Below are 15543 nucleotides of genomic sequence, written 5' to 3'. Positions count from 1 at the left end.
AATAAATCGTTTCCATTTCGCATAAGTATTAAGCAGTGTTGGTCATAATTCTGCCCGAAATTTCAGCTAAGTGAAAACTTGAGTGTTAATCAGTATCTGGAAAGTAGAGAGTACAAAATGATAAAAAGAGTAGTTGGAGCGGCATTGCTTGCCGCCTTGATTGCGGGGCCTGCGCAAGCACAGCAGGCGTCGTCTGGGGTCTCACCCTTTGTGATGAATACGCTGTTCATCGTGTTCTGCGGCGTCCTTGTTATGTGGATGACGGCAGGTTTTGCGATGCTTGAAGCAGGGTTTGTCCGCGAAAAGAACGTCGTCGCACAATGCGCTAAAAACATTGGTATTTTTGCCATCGCGTCAACCGCATTTATCCTCAGCGGTTACGGCTTCATGTTCCCAAACGGAAGCTGGATCCTGCCCGGGGTTCTGGGTTTTGAAGGTGCCATCGAAGTGATGGATGTCGCTGATGGGCGGTCGGATTTCATCGGCCGCGGGCACGCGGGCGCCGCTGACATCTTCTTTCAATCAATGTTCTGCGTCGCCGTTGCGTCGATTGTGTCCGGTGCCGTTGCCGAACGTGTGAAGCTGTTGCCATTCTTCATCTTCACCGCTGCGATGACAGCCGTCATCTACCCTATTCAGGCCTCCTGGACATGGGGTGGTGGCTTTCTGGCGTCTGACCTTGGTTTCAGAGATTTGGCCGGCAGTTCGGTTGTTCACGTCACTGGCGGCGTTGCCGCGCTGACGGGTGTGCTGTTTCTCGGCTCACGCGAAGGCCGCTTTGTCGACGGCAAGAAAATGACCCTCGGGAACTACTCTTTGCCAATCGCAACTGTTGGTACGCTGATCCTGTGGATGGGCTGGTATGGCTTCAACGCAGGCTCTTATCTCAGCTTCTCCACTGACGGGGACGCCGCGAACGTGTCGCGCATCTTCCTCAATACCAACCTGTCCGCTGCAGGTGGCGTGATCGTCGCTGCGGGGCTGTCTTACCTCCGCGAATTCCGCTTCGATCTGTCTATGATGCTCAACGGCGCACTTGGCGGCTTGGTTGCAATCACGGCAGAGCCTCTTTTCCCATCTCCCTTCTGGGCATTCGCCGTTGGTATGGGCGGTGGCCTGATCTTGTACTGGGCGATGCAGCTGCTGGACTATTTCAAAATTGATGATGTTGTCGGCGCGATCCCGGTCCACCTGTTCTGTGGCACTTGGGGGACCATCGCGGCGGGCTTCACAAACCCAGACGCGTCGGTCGTTGGTCAACTCTCTTCGGTCTTGATCATCATGGCCTATGTTGGCGTCACAACAAGTCTGGTTTGGATCGCCCTGAAAGAGACAATCGGCATCCGTGTGACCTCTGCGAAAGAGGCGTATGGGATGGACAAAAGCGAATTTGTTCTGGACAACTAATGTCCGGCATGAATTCTGACCAAGGCAACTCAGGTTGATTTGCCCTGGTCGTCACGGCAGACGACAGTTTGCCAAGTATGTAGTGAGTTATCAGTGAGAGAGTTGCCAAAAGTGCGGCGATCTCGTTTCGGAGTACAGTAAATGAATATGCGGATGTGTGGGTTTGCAATGTCGCTGGGTATCATGGCGACCGGCGTGCATGCTGATCAGCTAATAAATGTTGACGGAGAGGAATATTCCCTGTCGACCTTGACGGAAAATTGCCAAAGCATCACGGACGACCCCGCGGCACAGATCTCCTGTTTCAGCGCGTTGTCCAAACTGCTGGAAGAACAATCCGAACCCGGACAGGACAACTCCGAAGCCATCACGCAAGCCTTAGATGCGCTGCGCGCAGTGGCTCAGTATCAGGATGAGGAGTCGGGATTGCTGATCGCAGGGGCGGATTGCAATATCCACATCCTGTATTTCAACAACTACTTCCACATCAGCCGCCGCAACGTCTCGACCATTGACCTGATCAGCGCGCAGTTTGACACATCAAAACTGCAATATGATCAAACGGTCCAAGGACAAGGTGGGCAGGTGCCCTTGTCAAAAGGTTTCATGGACCGCGGCGCAACGGCCGCCATGCGTGGGGGGGCGGCCATCGATTCTTCATTGGATAACTTTGAGCCCCGATCACCCCGGACAACGATTGACGTCTACGCCAACGAAGTTGTCGCCCAACTCCCCGCGCGCGAAGGTGCAGAATTTGACTTTGTTCTGGTTCATCCACAGCGAAGCCAGGCAAGTGCCGAAATTTGGGGGGCCTTTGACGCCTTCGCCGAAGCCTGCCACGGCTGATCGACATCCGCTGATGTAGCGCACCTCACCCCGTCTGGACACGATCTTGACGGGGCGCCTTAGCCCTCGCGATCGGTATCAGGCGCGTTTTGGGCGGTGGCCCCTACTCTGCCGCAACATCTTTCTGGGCTTCCAGCTCCGCCGCCTTCTTTTCGACCTGCTCAACGATATGATCGACCATATCCGCGTTGGATTGCTTATGGCTCTGCTTGCCTGCCAAATAGACCATCCCAGAACCCGCACCACCGCCGGTAAAGCCCACATCCGTCATCAGCGCCTCACCCGGACCATTCACGACGCAACCAATGATCGACAGGGACATTGGGGTCTTGATATGTTCCAGCCGCTTTTCCAACGTCTCGACAGTTTTGATGACATCAAACCCCTGACGGGCGCAGGACGGGCAGGAAATAATATTGACGCCGCGGTGACGCAGCCCAAGGGATTTGAGGATCTCAAATCCCATCTTCACTTCTTCCACAGGATCCGCAGACAGGGACACACGGATCGTATCGCCGATCCCCATCCACAACAGATTGCCCATGCCAATGGCCGATTTGACGGTCCCGCTGATCAAACCACCCGCCTCGGTAATGCCAAGATGGATCGGCGCGTCCGTCGCCTCTGCCAATTGCTGATAGGCCGCGGCCGCCATAAACACGTCCGACGCTTTGCATGAAATCTTGAATTCGTGGAAATCATTGTCCTGCAGGATCTTGATGTGATTCAGGCCACTTTCCACCATCGCATCAGGGCAAGGCTCGCCATATTTATCCAGCAGGTGCTTTTCAAGTGACCCGGCATTCACGCCGATGCGGATTGAACAATTGTGGTCGCGGGCCGCTTTGATCACTTCCTTCACACGCTTCTCGTCACCGATGTTGCCGGGATTGATGCGCAAACAGGATGCGCCCGCCTCGGCCGCCTCGATCCCACGTTTGTAGTGAAAATGGATGTCGGCCACGATGGGAACAGCAACTTCAGGCACGATTTGCTTGAGTGCAGCACTCGACGCCTCATCGGGAACGGAAATGCGAACGATGTCAGCACCGGCCTCTGCGGCTGCGTTGACCTGCGCAATGGTCGCCTTCACATCCGTGGTCAGCGTGTTGGTCATGGTCTGCACCGAAATCGGCGCATCACCCCCAACCGGCACACTACCCACCATAATCTGGCGCGACTTGCGACGGTAAATATTGCGCCAGGGGCGGATATGATTCAAGGACATGAGGTTCGGGCTTTCGTCTGCCAATCAGTTGCGCCCAACCTAAGCCGCGAAACCTGCATCAGCAAGCATCAGCAACTGCGGTTATTCGTCTACCGCGACCTCAGCCACATTGACGATCTCTGCAAGGTCGGTGTCGGCCGTCAAATCGGCCACGGTATAGGTCTCTGTCAGGCTTTGTGCGGTCAAAGCCACGTTCGAGGTCACAACACCCGAAGGTCCGACAGGCCCGTAGTGCACACCGTTGACGGCAAAATACATCGCACCGCTTTCGCCCACACGTAGCGTTGCAGGCTCTTCGGTCGCCGGCACAACAAAGTTCTGGCCCGGTTCCATGACACCTTCAAAGATGACAGTCCCATCAGCAGAGCGCACCCGCACCCACGCCGGACGCACCGCAACCAGCTGCAATTCTGGAACATCAGGTTCCACCACCTGGATCGCCGGTGGAGACGGCAAATCAGCGTTTGCAATAGTCAGCTCTGGCGCAGCAGGCACGCCCGCATCGGGGACCAACGCCCCAATCGTGCCAGGGCTCAACGTCGAGATGGGCGCATCGCGCGCAACCAAAACCGGGACGTCCAGCGCCTGCGGACGATAGAGCCGGTCAAGCGCCTGCGCATTTGGCGCCTGGAAATCAGCAAGCACATCATTGGTCTGGATCGCATTTGTGGCCCCGGCCAAAGGATCAAGATCGGACAAAACGACCGGTGTCTGGTCGACCGGCGCAAACTGTACCTTCTGCACTTCCTGCAACACGGTCCATCCGCCATATCCCAAGGCAGAAATCAAAGCGACAAGGACCATGACGGATCCGATCGCGCGCGGCTCCACAGCGGAAAACACGGCCTCGCCTGCGGGAATGAAAGGTGTGGCAGACGATGAAAAAATATCTTTGCCCAAGGGTGTGTCGACAGCATCAAAGCTTTTACCCTTGAGTGACGAAGCTTCGGCCGACATGCCGTGCGCCGTGACGAAACCGCTTTCCTCGCAAAAGGTCGCAAAAGCTTCATCCGGGTTCATGCCAAGGTAGCGGGCATAGGATCGCACGTAACCAGCAATAAACCCCGGCGTATCAAATGCAGAAGGATCGGCATTTTCAATCGCGGCAATATAGGCCGCTTTGATCTTCAGCTCGCGCTGCACATCCAATAGGCTTTTGCCCATTGTTGCACGCTCTCCGCGCATCAAATCGCCCAAACGTAGATCGTAGGCGTCAAACCCCCCGGTTTGAACGTCCTCCGATGCGTCAGTGCGCTTGAAGGTCTTCCCGATCATCGACTGTCCCGTCGCTCAATGCCCCTAAGCGCATGCTTGCAACGAATCGAAACAATACAGGCGCCTAGGCTTTAAATAACACGTCCGGCAAAGTTATGCACAGGTGTATATAATGTTAACCTGCGAGTTCAGCGCGATTTAGCGCACAATGTGACCATAATCCATCCAAAGCGCCAACCAATGCATCCATCTCACGCGGCCCATGTACCGGTGACGGTGTAAAGCGCAAGCGCTCTGTCCCGCGCGGAACGGTCGGAAAATTGATCGGCTGCACGTAAATGCCAAATTCCGAAAGCAACATATCTGACAGTTTTTTGGTATGGACAGGATCGCCCACAATCAACGGTACAATATGACTGCCGTGGTCAATAATTGGTAAACCCATGCCCTTCAGGCGCAGTTTCAGGATTTTTGCCTGGGTCTGATGACGTTCGCGCAGTGATTGATCCGTCTTCAAATGCGCGACAGAGGCCGCAGCACCCGCAGCTACCGCAGGGGGCAGTGACGTCGTAAAGATAAAGCCCGGTGCATAAGACCTTATCGCATCACACATTTTGGCACTTGCCGCGATGTAGCCACCCATCACGCCATAGGCTTTTGCCAAAGTCCCATTGATTATGTCGATACGGCCCATCAGACCATCGCGCTCGGCAACGCCCGCACCACGCGCGCCATACATGCCAACGGCATGCACCTCGTCGATATAAGTCAGCGCGCCAAATTCTTCAGCAAGATCACAGATTTCTGCAATCGGGGCGAAATCACCGTCCATCGAATAGATCGACTCAAACGCGATCACTTTGGGCGCATCAGGATCATCAGCTTCCAAAAGCGCGCGCAGATGCGCCAGATCATTGTGGCGGAAAATCCGCTTGGCACCACCATTGCGGCGCACACCCTCGATCATAGAGGCGTGGTTCAGGGCATCGGAATAGATAATCAAACCGGGAAACAACTTGGGCAGCGTGCTCAGCGTGGCGTCATTGGCGATATAGGCCGAGGTGAACAGCAGCGCGGCTTCCTTGCGGTGCAAATCAGCCAGTTCCGCCTCAAGGCGCTTGTGATAAACCGTTGTACCAGAAATATTGCGCGTCCCCCCAGACCCCGCACCGGTCGCTTCGATTGCCTCGTGCATCGCGGCCAGAACGACAGGATGCTGACCCATGCCCAGATAGTCATTGCCACACCACACCGTAACAGGCGCTTCGGACCCGTCGGGTTTGCGCCATGTGGCATGCGGAAACTGGCCGCGCTTGCGTTCGATATCTATGAAAGTCCGGTACCGGCCTTCTTCGTGCAAACGTTCAATTGCAGTATCCAACTGGGCGCTATAGTCCACGTCGTTCGTCCTCTTACTTCGCTACAAAACACACATGTCGTGGTGTGCTTTGAATCGTTCTAAACCTCATATAGAGCGCTGGAGCCTCCGACAAGACGCTACAAAGTGTCACTCCCGTTTCAACATTCATGGCTGCTTGATCTGAAGGCTTCATTGATTTGCATCAAGCACCGCGCGTTTTATCCCGGACGATCACCGCTTGCAGCGATCCCGCCCATTGACCTCTCTCGAAATTGAGACAACGCTGCGCGCAAATCCATCATCCAAAAGGCCGCCCCAATGACCCTTGATCCCGTCCTCGCCCGCATCGACGCCGACCTGCCCGCCGCGACAGACCGGCTGCTGGAATTGCTGCGCATCCCGTCGATCTCGACCGATCCGGCGTATAAAGGTGATTGTGATACGGCCGCCGATTGGCTGGTGGCAGACCTGCAATCCATTGGGTTCGCGGCATCCAAACGGCCAACACCCGGCCACCCGATGGTGGTCGCACATACCGGTGGCGACGGGCCGCACATCCTGTTTTACGGGCACTACGACGTGCAACCCATTGATCCGATTGAACTTTGGGACCGCGACCCGTTTGATCCGCAAATCGAAAACACAGCCAAAGGCAAGGTCATCCGTGGGCGCGGATCGTCTGACGACAAAGGGCAGCTGATGACCTTTGTCGAGGCCTGCCGCGCATGGAAAGCAGAACATGGCACCCTGCCCGGCAACATCACGATCTTCTTTGAGGGTGAAGAGGAATCCGGCTCTCCTTCTCTCACCCCCTTCATGGAAGAAAACCGCGAAGAACTGACTGCCGATATCGCGTTGATCTGCGACACCGGGCTCTACGGCGACAGCACGCCTGCGATCATCACACAACTGCGCGGGCTTTTGGGCGAAGAACTAACGATCACGGGACCTGACAAAGATTTGCACTCCGGCATGTACGGCGGGCTGGCCATGAACCCCGCACGGGTGCTGGCGCGCATCATTGCGGCTTTGCATGACGAGGACGGACGGATCACCGTGCCGGGCTTTTACGATGGGGTGCCCGAACTCTCAAACGAACTGGCCGCCGCATGGGACGACCTCAAATTCGACGAAAAGCATTTCTTGGGCGAAGTCGGTCTATCGGAACCCGCAGGCGAACGCGGACGCCGCCCGCTGGAAATGATCTGGTCGCGACCCACCTGCGAAGTGAACGGCATGTGGTCTGGCTACACCGGCGACGGTTTCAAAACGGTATTGCCGTCCGAGGCCTCTGCCAAAATCAGCTTCCGGCTGGTCGGCGCGCAGGACCCGCTCAAAATCCGCGAGAGTTTCCGCAAAATGGTACAAGACATGCTACCCGCCGATTGCACGGTGGCATTCAGCGACCACGGGGCGAGTGCGGCGGGTCAAATGACGACAACGCACCCCGCCTTCGACCAAGCGCGCAAAGCACTATCGGACGAATGGCCCAACGCGGCGGCCTATGTGGGCTGCGGCGGGTCCATCCCGATTGCGGGGCATTTCAAGGATATCTTGGATATGGACGCGATGCTGATCGGCTTTGGCAAAGACGACGACGCAATCCACTCCCCCAACGAAAAATACGACCTGTCGTCGTTCCACAAAGGGATCAGAAGCTGGGCGCGAATTTTGGATGCAATGACGGGACAACGCTAAGCCTGAAACGCCAACGTTCACACCAGCAGATATTTATGGGACGGCAGTTCTTCGGCTAGAGATTTTCAAGAAATTTTGAGTAGTTCGCTGCGCAGTCCATGGTCGACGAAATGATTTCATCAGGGGTCATTTCTTGATAGCGTTTTTCAGCAATAAGAAGCGCCTTCCATGCAACCTCGGGGTCCCCTCCGGCGGCAAATCCTAGTGCAAGGGACGTAATTGACTGAGCATCGTCTGACCACGGATCAACACCCAATTCATTGTGAATTTCTTCTTTCATTGGTTCCGGCATTAAGCTTGTCCAAAGACCACCAAAATCGAACAAAACCGTACAAAGCGCAATTGTTTCCAGCATTTTTGACGTTCCGTTGTTAAAGCAATGTACGCGCCGACTTGACTCGCTCTATGCGTGATTATGGGGCCAGTTGTACAGCACCTTCAATAGCACAACCTAGAAAAACGCTTGATCAAAATGGCCCGAAGAGCCCTTACACGGAGACATAAAGTCTATGCGTAAGGCAAACAGTAATTCTGAAAAAGTGGCGCGGTTGACGGGGCTCGAACCCGCGACCCCCGGCGTGACAGGCCGGTACTCTAACCAGCTGAGCTACAACCGCGCGTATCGGGCGGGATAATCGCGCAAGCGCGGGCCGTCAACGCTAAAACCGCATCGCTACCTGTGTTTTTGCCGCGGATCATTGGGAAATTTACTTGTTGTTCAGATTTGCCGCCGCGCGGGGCGTTAACCAGCGTCGCTTTGTACATCTGTATGTACAGGATCTGTACGCTATCTGTACGGGTTCTGTATGGGCCAAACGTCGCAAAACAAGGGTGTTGATGCCTCTGAAGCAAAAATAGCATCAAAGCCCGTTAAACCCGTTGCATGACCCGGCATATCTGGGGGAAAGGCAGTGGCGCGGTTGACGGGGCTCGAACCCGCGACCCCCGGCGTGACAGGCCGGTACTCTAACCAGCTGAGCTACAACCGCGCATCTGCTTGTTCGACATTGCTATCGAACGTGGGCTGCTTCTAAGTGCGCCGAAGCGCCCCGTCAAGCGGCCTTAGCGGTCTGGCAGTGGAATAAATTCAGCATCGTCGCCGGGCGGCAATTGAAAGCGACCATTTTCCCAATCACCGGCCCGCCACGCCTCTTTCGCTTCGTCAATACGCTCCTTGCTGGAAGCGACGAAATTCCACCAGATATGGCGTGGGCCATCCATCGTCGCACCACCCAAAAGCATCACGCGGGCACCCTGTGCACCGGCTTTCATACTCACGCGGTCACCGGGACGGAACACCATCATCTTGCCTTGATCAAAGACCTGACCGGAAATTTCTACAGCCCCTTCAAGGACATAAGCGCCACGATCCTCATGGTTATCGGGCAGCGGCAGCCCTGCCCCCGGTTCCAGAATGGCATCAAGATAAAACATCTCGGATGGCGTCTCGACCGGCGCGCGTTCGCCGTAAGCGTCACCCAAAATCAACCGCACCTGTTTGCCTTCACCCTCCATCATGGGCAGATCAGCGGCGGGTGCATGAATAAAAGCCGCCTCGCGGTCCTCCGCCCCTTTGGGCAAGGCAATCCACGACTGAATACCAAACAGGCTCTGTGGCTTTTTCAGCGCCTCACCGTCCATCCGTTCCGAATGCGTGATGCCATGCCCCGCGACCATCAGGTTCATGGCCCCCGGTTCGATCCATTGATCGGTGCCAAGGCTATCGCGATGATGAATAGCCCCGCGATGCAGGTAGGTGACCGTGGCAAGACCAATATGCGGATGCGGGCGCACGTCGATACCTTTGCCTGTCACAAACTCTGCCGGGCCCATCTGATCAAAGAAAATAAAGGGTCCCACCATCTGACGCTTGGGCGCAGGCAAAGCACGACGCACCTCAAACCCGCCAAGGTCGCGGGCGCGCGGGACGATGACTGTTTCGATAGCGTCAACGTCATCGCCGGTTGGACAGTCAGGGTCGAGTGCGGGGTTCCAGCTCATCTTGCGTCTCCTCATGCGATATCCGCGAGAAGATAGAGCGTGCGCCAACGAAAGATAGAGCGCATCACGAATAGAAAATGTGCATAAATGCACCAAAGACGGCACAAACAGGATAGAATGACAGCTTTGACGCTACCCGTGCATGTCAAGCGCCGCATCCGGCACCACAAGGCGGTCAAGCGGTATCTCTGCAATGCACGTGATCTCAACCAGCAAGGCAGGGTCATAAAGGGACGAGACTTCAAGCGTGGTCGTCACCGGAAAAGGTGCCTCAAAGAACGTCGATCGGATCTCGCCGCAGCGCATAAACGCCTGAATATCCGTGGTGAACTGCTGAATTGACACAATGTCACTCATCCGGCCACCAAGCGACGCAAGAATGTCAGATACGTTCCGCAGCACCTGCGCGACCTGCGCCGCCATGTCCCCCTGCCCCACGATCTTGCCGTCCCGATCAAGGGCCACCTGACCTTTAAGGTATATGGTGCGACCACCTCCGCCGACCACGGATTGAGAGAACGCTCCAAAAGGTGCCCAGATATTGGAGGGGTTGTAACTCTGTGCCAAATCAGTTGCCTCCCGGCGTTCGCGGAATTGCCTCGCGATGGTACTTGAAAATCGCGCCAGCGTCTAAGTGCAAAAATACCGAAGACATGGTGGGTGATGAGAGGCTCGAACTCCCGACATCTTCCGTGTAAAGGAAGCGCTCTACCAACTGAGCTAATCACCCGACGACGCATCACTTAGACCAGCCACGCGCGCAGTGCAAGCCTCATTCCAACAGGAATTGCTCACCATCTTTGAGGTGATAAACGCGGCCCTGCCCCCCGTGTGTTGTGTGCACCGCATGCGCCTTTTCCCCAACAACAAGTCCGCGGATCATACTGCTGGTAATCCCATGTGTAACCAGCACCGATGGCCCCGTCAGATCAGAGAGCAACGTCCGGCAGCGCAGCTTGAGGCGCGCGAAACCTTCGCCATTTGGTGCGATCTCATATTGGGCCATAAACGGATCTTTGCCTTTGGGCATCGGAAGCTCGTCGCGCAAACGACCCGACCAATCGCCAACCCCGATCTCACGCAGGCGGTCATCCGTGCGGATATGGTCCGCGATACCGGCAAGTGCGATGCCCGCCGTCTGAAACGCCCTGCCCTGTGGGCTGGTCAAAAAGGTAAAGCCACGCAAGTCCAGCCGGGCCAATATATCGCGCTGACGTGCCGCATCACGCTGACCCTTGTCTGTCAGGGGTGAATTCAATTCACCCTGCATCCGGTTTTCTGCGTTCCACATGGTTTCGCCGTGGCGCAGGACGTAAATTTCGTGATGGGTCATCGGCTGTCAGCGGTTCGCAAGAATGATCATGCGTCATCATCTGTTGCGGCCGATACGGTCGCATTCTTGGGCGTCCGCAGCTTGACCGTCATCACTGATGCACCACCCTCAAGCGCCTTCGCTTTCACAACCCGCAGTTTGCCCAATGGCGGCACATTCACTTCCGCCCCGTCGCGCAAAGCATCCGCCAAAATGGCAAATGCCGCTTCGACGGCGGGTTTGACATCGCGTTTCTTGAGGTGCGTGCGGGCAACGATTTCGTCAAGCAACTCGGGCTTTTTGATCAGCTTGACATCGGATGTCTGCGCGGGCGCAGGGCTTTTGGGGGTGCGTGCCATATCGGCTCCTTGACTGGTTGGCACCATTACCGCGCCTTTCAGCAGGTAAGGTCAAGTCGATATAAACACGAGACCGGGCCAGGCATCATTTCTCCGTCTGAAAAACACACGGGGCATCATGTGCGATCTTTTATGCAGTGCTGCTTGTCAGCAGACTCTGAAGACCGCCGCACCGGGTCCGGTGGCAATCCCAGTCGTCGCCAATACAGGCTTATGAACAAGCTGCGTCGATGTGGGTGTGTCGCCTTCAACAAAAAAGGCGCCACCCTATGGGGAAGCGCCTTAGCCGCTGTCATCAAGTTCAGGGTTTAGTGCGCACGCGCGCCTTCACCAGTACCTTGTGCCTTCAAAGAAGCCGCTGCTGCTTCTTCCGCAGCTTCGTCCCATTCGATGGCCTCGGGTTTGCTCACCAACGCGTGCTCCAGAACTTCCGACACATGGGTGACGGGAATGATCGTCAGTCCCTCTTTCACGTTGTCGGGAATCTCGGGCAGGTCCTTGGCATTGTCCTGGGGGATCAGCACTGTCGTGATCCCACCACGCAAGGCCGCCAGCAGTTTTTCTTTCAAACCACCAATGGGCATCGCGTTGCCGCGCAAAGACACCTCGCCGGTCATGGCGATATCTTTGCGCACAGGAATACCGGTGAGGACAGACACGATGGAGGTGACCATCGCCAGACCGGCACTTGGCCCATCCTTTGGCGTCGCCCCGTCAGGGACGTGCACGTGAATGTCTATGCTGTCGAACTTCGGCGGCTTCACCCCGATCTCAGGTGCGATCGACCGCACGTAGGATGACGCCGCATCAATGGATTCCTTCATCACATCGCCCAGCTTACCGGTGGTCTTCATCCGCCCCTTGCCTGGCAGGCGCAGCGCTTCGATGTTCAGCAATTCGCCACCGACAGATGTCCAGGCCAGACCGGTTACAACACCAACCTGATCCTTTTCTTCCGCCAGACCAAAGCGGTGCTTTTCGACACCAAGGAAATCGTCCAGATTGCCGGCGGTCACATTGATGATATCCGCCTCTTTCTTCACGATCATCGTGACAGCTTTACGGGCCACCTTGGCCAGCTCACGCTCCATATTCCGCACGCCAGCCTCGCGGGTATACACCCGGACCATCGCCAGCAATGCATCATCAGCGACCGAGAATTCCTTGTCCTTCAACCCGTGGTTTTTCATGACCTTCGGCAGCAAGTGCTGCTTTGCGATCTCAACCTTTTCATCCTCGGTGTAGCCCGACAGCGAAATGATCTCCATCCGGTCCAGCAAAGGCCCTGGCATGTTGTAAGAGTTCGCAGTCGTCAGGAACATCACGTTCGAAAGATCATATTCGACCTCCAGATAGTGATCGACGAATGTCGAGTTCTGTTCTGGATCAAGCACTTCCAACATCGCCGACGCAGGATCACCACGGAAATCCTGCCCCATCTTGTCGATCTCATCGAGCAAGATCAGCGGGTTTGTGGTTTTCGCCTTTTTCAGCGCCTGAATGATCTTACCGGGCATGGAGCCGATATAGGTCCGGCGGTGACCGCGAATTTCACTCTCGTCACGCACACCACCCAAGGAAATGCGAATAAATTCGCGACCCGTGGCCTTCGCCACAGATTTCCCAAGCGAGGTTTTACCCACACCCGGAGGGCCAACCAAACACATGATCGGGCCTTTGAGTTTTTTGGATCGTTGCTGCACGGCCAGATACTCAACAATCCGTTCCTTGACCTTCTCAAGGCCATAGTGGTCGTTATCCAGCACGGCTTGGGCCTTGTGCAGGTCCTTCTTGGTGCGTGATTTCACGCCCCATGGCACACCCAAAATCCAGTCCATGTAGTTGCGCACAACGGTGGCTTCCGCAGACATAGGCGACATGTTCTTGAGCTTTTTCAGCTCCGCGTCCACCTTCTCGCGGGCCTCTTTGGACAGCTTGGTTTCGGCAATCTTCGCCTCAAGCTCATCAACCTCGTTCTGGCCCTCTTCGCCATCGCCAAGTTCCTTCTGAATGGCCTTCATTTGCTCATTCAGGTAGTACTCGCGCTGGGTCCGCTCCATCTGGGTTTTGACGCGGGTTTTGATTTTTTTCTCGACCTGCAGCACGGACATTTCGCCCTGCATCATGCCAAAGACCCTCTCAAGACGCTCCGACACAGACAGGGTTTCCAAAAGCCCCTGCTTCTGGTCGACCTCAATGCCAAGATGCCCGGCCACCAAATCAGCCAGCTTCGCAGGCTCAGTCGCGTCGCCGACAGCGGCCATCGCCTCTTCGGGGATATTCTTTTTGACCTTCGCATAACGCTCGAACTCAGCCGAAACATTGCGCACAAGGGCTTCAACTTCCGCCGGATCGCCCTCGGTTTCCGTCAGATAGGCGCATGACGCCTCAAAAAAGCGATCATTGGGAACAAATTCTGTGATCTTCACACGCGCGCGGCCTTCGACCAGTACTTTGACCGTACCGTCAGGCAATTTCAGCAACTGCAGGACATTTGCCAGCACGCCCATTTTGTAGATGCCCTCTTGATCGGGGTCATCTTCGCTGGGATCCACCTGGCTGGACAGCAAAATCTGTTTGTCGTCCTGCATCACCTCTTCGAGAGCGCGAACAGATTTATCGCGTCCCACGAAAAGCGGCACGATCATATGGGGGAAAACCACAATATCGCGCAATGGCAGAACGGGATAGGATGAACTCAACGGTTCTTGCATGCTCTTTTCCTTTTTTGGCAAGACGCCTCCGTCCCGCTTAGCGGCAACATGGGGCGTCTCCTCTTGGCCTCATTATGTGGGGCGGCGCACCCCATGTTTCAACCAGATAAATGATTTGTTGGGCAGCACAGTGCCCGCCATATTCACGTGCTGCAAGCCGCGAATTTGCAAAAGGGTGAACACGCAATGCGGAAATAGTCGGAAACTTCGGTGAAATGATGCTTAGAGCGCTGAAATATCACCTTTCGCGCGGGTGGCATGAAATTCAGCTTCCCAAACGTCAAATTGCCCTTTTGCAATCGCATCGCGCATCCCTTGCATGATTTCCTGAAAATAATGCAGGTTGTGCCACGTCAACAGCATCCCCGAAATCATCTCCTGTGCGCGAAACACGTGATGCAGGTAAGCGCGCGAATAGTTTGAACAAGCCGGACAGGTGCACGCTTCATCCAACGGACGCGGATCATCGGCATGACGGGCGTTTTTGATATTCACCACACCGCGCCGGGTGAACAGCTGCCCGGTGCGCCCTGACCTGCTGGGCAACACGCAATCCATCATGTCGATCCCGCGCTTCACGGCGCCCACGATGTCGTCTGGCTTACCCACACCCATCAGATAGCGTGGTTTATCAGCAGGCAACTGATCCGGCGCGAAATCCAGCACGCTAAACATCGCCTCCTGCCCCTCGCCCACGGCCAAACCACCGACCGCATAGCCATCAAACTCAACCGCTTTCAACGCCTCTGCACTCTGCGCGCGCAAATCTTCCTCAAGCCCACCTTGCTGAATGCCGAATAGCGCATAACCGGGACGGTCACCAAATGCATCGCGTGACCGCTGCGCCCATCGCATCGACAATTCCATACTCTCAGCGATCCGCTTGCGATCCGCAGGCAAGGCCGGGCATTCATCAAAACACATCACAATATCAGAGCCGAGCAGCTTTTGAATTTCCATCGACCGTTCCGGCGTCAACTCATGTTTGGAGCCGTCGATATGGCTTTTGAACGTGACGCCCTTCTCGGTCATCTTGCGCAGATCAGCGAGGCTCATCACCTGAAAACCGCCGCTATCGGTCAAAATCGGCTTGTCCCAATTCATGAACTTATGCAGGCCGCCCAAACGGTCAATCCGCTCAGCGGTCGGGCGCAACATCAAATGATAGGTATTCCCCAGCAGGATATCGGCACCCGTGGCGGCCACGCTTTCGGGCATCATCGCCTTTACCGTTGCAGCTGTGCCCACAGGCATGAAGGCCGGCGTGCGAATATCACCGCGCGGGGTCGAGATGACGCCAGTACGGGCTTTGCCATCCGTGGCGTTCAGGGCGAAAGAAAAACGTTTATTCATGTGCCCGGTCATGGGCGATTTGGGACGAATTGTGAAGGGGCCTCACCCGG

General features: G+C 55.8%; 13 protein-coding genes and 3 tRNA genes. 3 read left to right on the top strand and 13 right to left on the bottom strand.

What is annotated here, in order from left to right; all coding sequences use genetic code 11:
* The first annotated feature begins 117 nt into the window (after positions 1 to 117).
* A complete protein-coding gene (locus ACZ1G5_RS16720; RefSeq protein WP_472733918.1) occupies positions 118 to 1407 on the top strand; it encodes an ammonium transporter family protein in 1290 nt (429 codons plus the stop codon).
* Positions 1408 to 1548: 141 nt separating this feature from the next.
* Complete coding sequence (locus ACZ1G5_RS16715; protein WP_472733917.1) at positions 1549 to 2253, top strand: hypothetical protein; 705 nt, start codon at positions 1549 to 1551, stop codon at positions 2251 to 2253.
* Between the two features lie 103 nt (positions 2254 to 2356).
* Here the strand turns inward: ACZ1G5_RS16715 and ispG are convergent, their stop codons facing one another.
* The 3 genes from ispG to hemA all read right to left on the bottom strand — a co-directional run bounded on the left by ispG (position 2357) and on the right by hemA (position 6095).
* On the bottom strand, positions 2357 to 3481 hold the full coding sequence (ispG, locus tag ACZ1G5_RS16710; RefSeq protein ID WP_472733916.1) for a flavodoxin-dependent (E)-4-hydroxy-3-methylbut-2-enyl-diphosphate synthase: 1125 nt from the start codon (positions 3479 to 3481) through the stop codon (positions 2357 to 2359).
* Positions 3482 to 3562: 81 nt separating this feature from the next.
* On the bottom strand, positions 3563 to 4756 hold the full coding sequence (locus ACZ1G5_RS16705) for a helix-turn-helix domain-containing protein (RefSeq protein WP_472733915.1): 1194 nt from the start codon (positions 4754 to 4756) through the stop codon (positions 3563 to 3565).
* Positions 4757 to 4871: 115 nt separating this feature from the next.
* Positions 4872 to 6095 (bottom strand): 5-aminolevulinate synthase, encoded by a 1224-nt coding sequence (gene hemA / locus ACZ1G5_RS16700; RefSeq protein ID WP_472733914.1) that lies wholly within the window; start codon positions 6093 to 6095, stop codon positions 4872 to 4874.
* 279 nt (positions 6096 to 6374) lie between these two features.
* Between hemA and ACZ1G5_RS16695 the strand changes: the two genes are divergently transcribed.
* Positions 6375 to 7754, top strand: coding sequence for a M20/M25/M40 family metallo-hydrolase (locus ACZ1G5_RS16695; RefSeq protein ID WP_472733913.1), 1380 nt, complete (start codon positions 6375 to 6377; stop codon positions 7752 to 7754).
* 55 nt (positions 7755 to 7809) lie between these two features.
* On the opposite strand, the gene ACZ1G5_RS16690 is transcribed toward ACZ1G5_RS16695, so the two are convergent.
* The 10 genes from ACZ1G5_RS16690 to tgt form a co-directional block, all read right to left on the bottom strand.
* Positions 7810 to 8109, bottom strand: a complete 300-nt coding sequence (locus ACZ1G5_RS16690) for a hypothetical protein (RefSeq protein WP_472733912.1) — start codon at positions 8107 to 8109, stop codon at positions 7810 to 7812.
* Positions 8110 to 8294: 185 nt separating this feature from the next.
* Positions 8295 to 8371: transfer RNA gene (locus tag ACZ1G5_RS16685), tRNA-Asp, on the bottom strand.
* Between the two features lie 295 nt (positions 8372 to 8666).
* A tRNA-Asp gene (locus ACZ1G5_RS16680) sits at positions 8667 to 8743 on the bottom strand.
* 73 nt (positions 8744 to 8816) lie between these two features.
* A complete protein-coding gene (locus tag ACZ1G5_RS16675) occupies positions 8817 to 9755 on the bottom strand; it encodes a pirin family protein (RefSeq protein ID WP_472733911.1) in 939 nt (312 codons plus the stop codon).
* A 132-nt stretch (positions 9756 to 9887) separates the two neighbouring features.
* Positions 9888 to 10322 carry a RidA family protein gene (locus ACZ1G5_RS16670; protein WP_472733910.1) on the bottom strand — a complete coding sequence of 145 codons (435 nt, stop codon included), beginning with the start codon at positions 10320 to 10322 and terminating at the stop codon, positions 9888 to 9890.
* Positions 10323 to 10409: 87 nt separating this feature from the next.
* Positions 10410 to 10485, bottom strand: a tRNA-Val gene (locus ACZ1G5_RS16665).
* Between the two features lie 42 nt (positions 10486 to 10527).
* Complete coding sequence (locus ACZ1G5_RS16660) at positions 10528 to 11088, bottom strand: histidine phosphatase family protein (protein ID WP_472733909.1); 561 nt, start codon at positions 11086 to 11088, stop codon at positions 10528 to 10530.
* Between the two features lie 26 nt (positions 11089 to 11114).
* On the bottom strand, positions 11115 to 11426 hold the full coding sequence (locus ACZ1G5_RS16655; RefSeq protein ID WP_472733908.1) for an HU family DNA-binding protein: 312 nt from the start codon (positions 11424 to 11426) through the stop codon (positions 11115 to 11117).
* 308 nt (positions 11427 to 11734) lie between these two features.
* On the bottom strand, positions 11735 to 14140 hold the full coding sequence (gene lon, locus ACZ1G5_RS16650; protein ID WP_472733907.1) for an endopeptidase La: 2406 nt from the start codon (positions 14138 to 14140) through the stop codon (positions 11735 to 11737).
* A gap of 222 nt (positions 14141 to 14362) precedes the next feature.
* Complete coding sequence (gene tgt, locus ACZ1G5_RS16645) at positions 14363 to 15493, bottom strand: tRNA guanosine(34) transglycosylase Tgt (RefSeq protein WP_472733906.1); 1131 nt, start codon at positions 15491 to 15493, stop codon at positions 14363 to 14365.
* Positions 15494 to 15543 lie beyond the last annotated feature (50 nt).

The sequence above is a fragment of the Yoonia sp. JB2-21 genome (assembly GCF_055693545.1).
Note: the sequence above shows the minus strand (reverse complement) of the source record. Positions and strands in the feature narration are given on the sequence as shown.

Coding starts and splice junctions, on each gene's coding strand:
- ACZ1G5_RS16720 (WP_472733918.1), top strand. CDS start 118: ATGATAAAAAGAGTAGTTGGAGCGGCATTGCTTGCCGCCTTGATTGCG.
- ACZ1G5_RS16715 (WP_472733917.1), top strand. CDS start 1,549: ATGAATATGCGGATGTGTGGGTTTGCAATGTCGCTGGGTATCATGGCG.
- ispG (WP_472733916.1), bottom strand. CDS start 3,481: ATGTCCTTGAATCATATCCGCCCCTGGCGCAATATTTACCGTCGCAAG.
- ACZ1G5_RS16705 (WP_472733915.1), bottom strand. CDS start 4,756: ATGATCGGGAAGACCTTCAAGCGCACTGACGCATCGGAGGACGTTCAA.
- ACZ1G5_RS16695 (WP_472733913.1), top strand. CDS start 6,375: ATGACCCTTGATCCCGTCCTCGCCCGCATCGACGCCGACCTGCCCGCC.
- ACZ1G5_RS16690 (WP_472733912.1), bottom strand. CDS start 8,109: ATGCTGGAAACAATTGCGCTTTGTACGGTTTTGTTCGATTTTGGTGGT.
- ACZ1G5_RS16675 (WP_472733911.1), bottom strand. CDS start 9,755: ATGAGCTGGAACCCCGCACTCGACCCTGACTGTCCAACCGGCGATGAC.
- ACZ1G5_RS16660 (WP_472733909.1), bottom strand. CDS start 11,088: ATGACCCATCACGAAATTTACGTCCTGCGCCACGGCGAAACCATGTGG.
- ACZ1G5_RS16655 (WP_472733908.1), bottom strand. CDS start 11,426: ATGGCACGCACCCCCAAAAGCCCTGCGCCCGCGCAGACATCCGATGTC.
- lon (WP_472733907.1), bottom strand. CDS start 14,140: ATGCAAGAACCGTTGAGTTCATCCTATCCCGTTCTGCCATTGCGCGAT.
- tgt (WP_472733906.1), bottom strand. CDS start 15,493: ATGAATAAACGTTTTTCTTTCGCCCTGAACGCCACGGATGGCAAAGCC.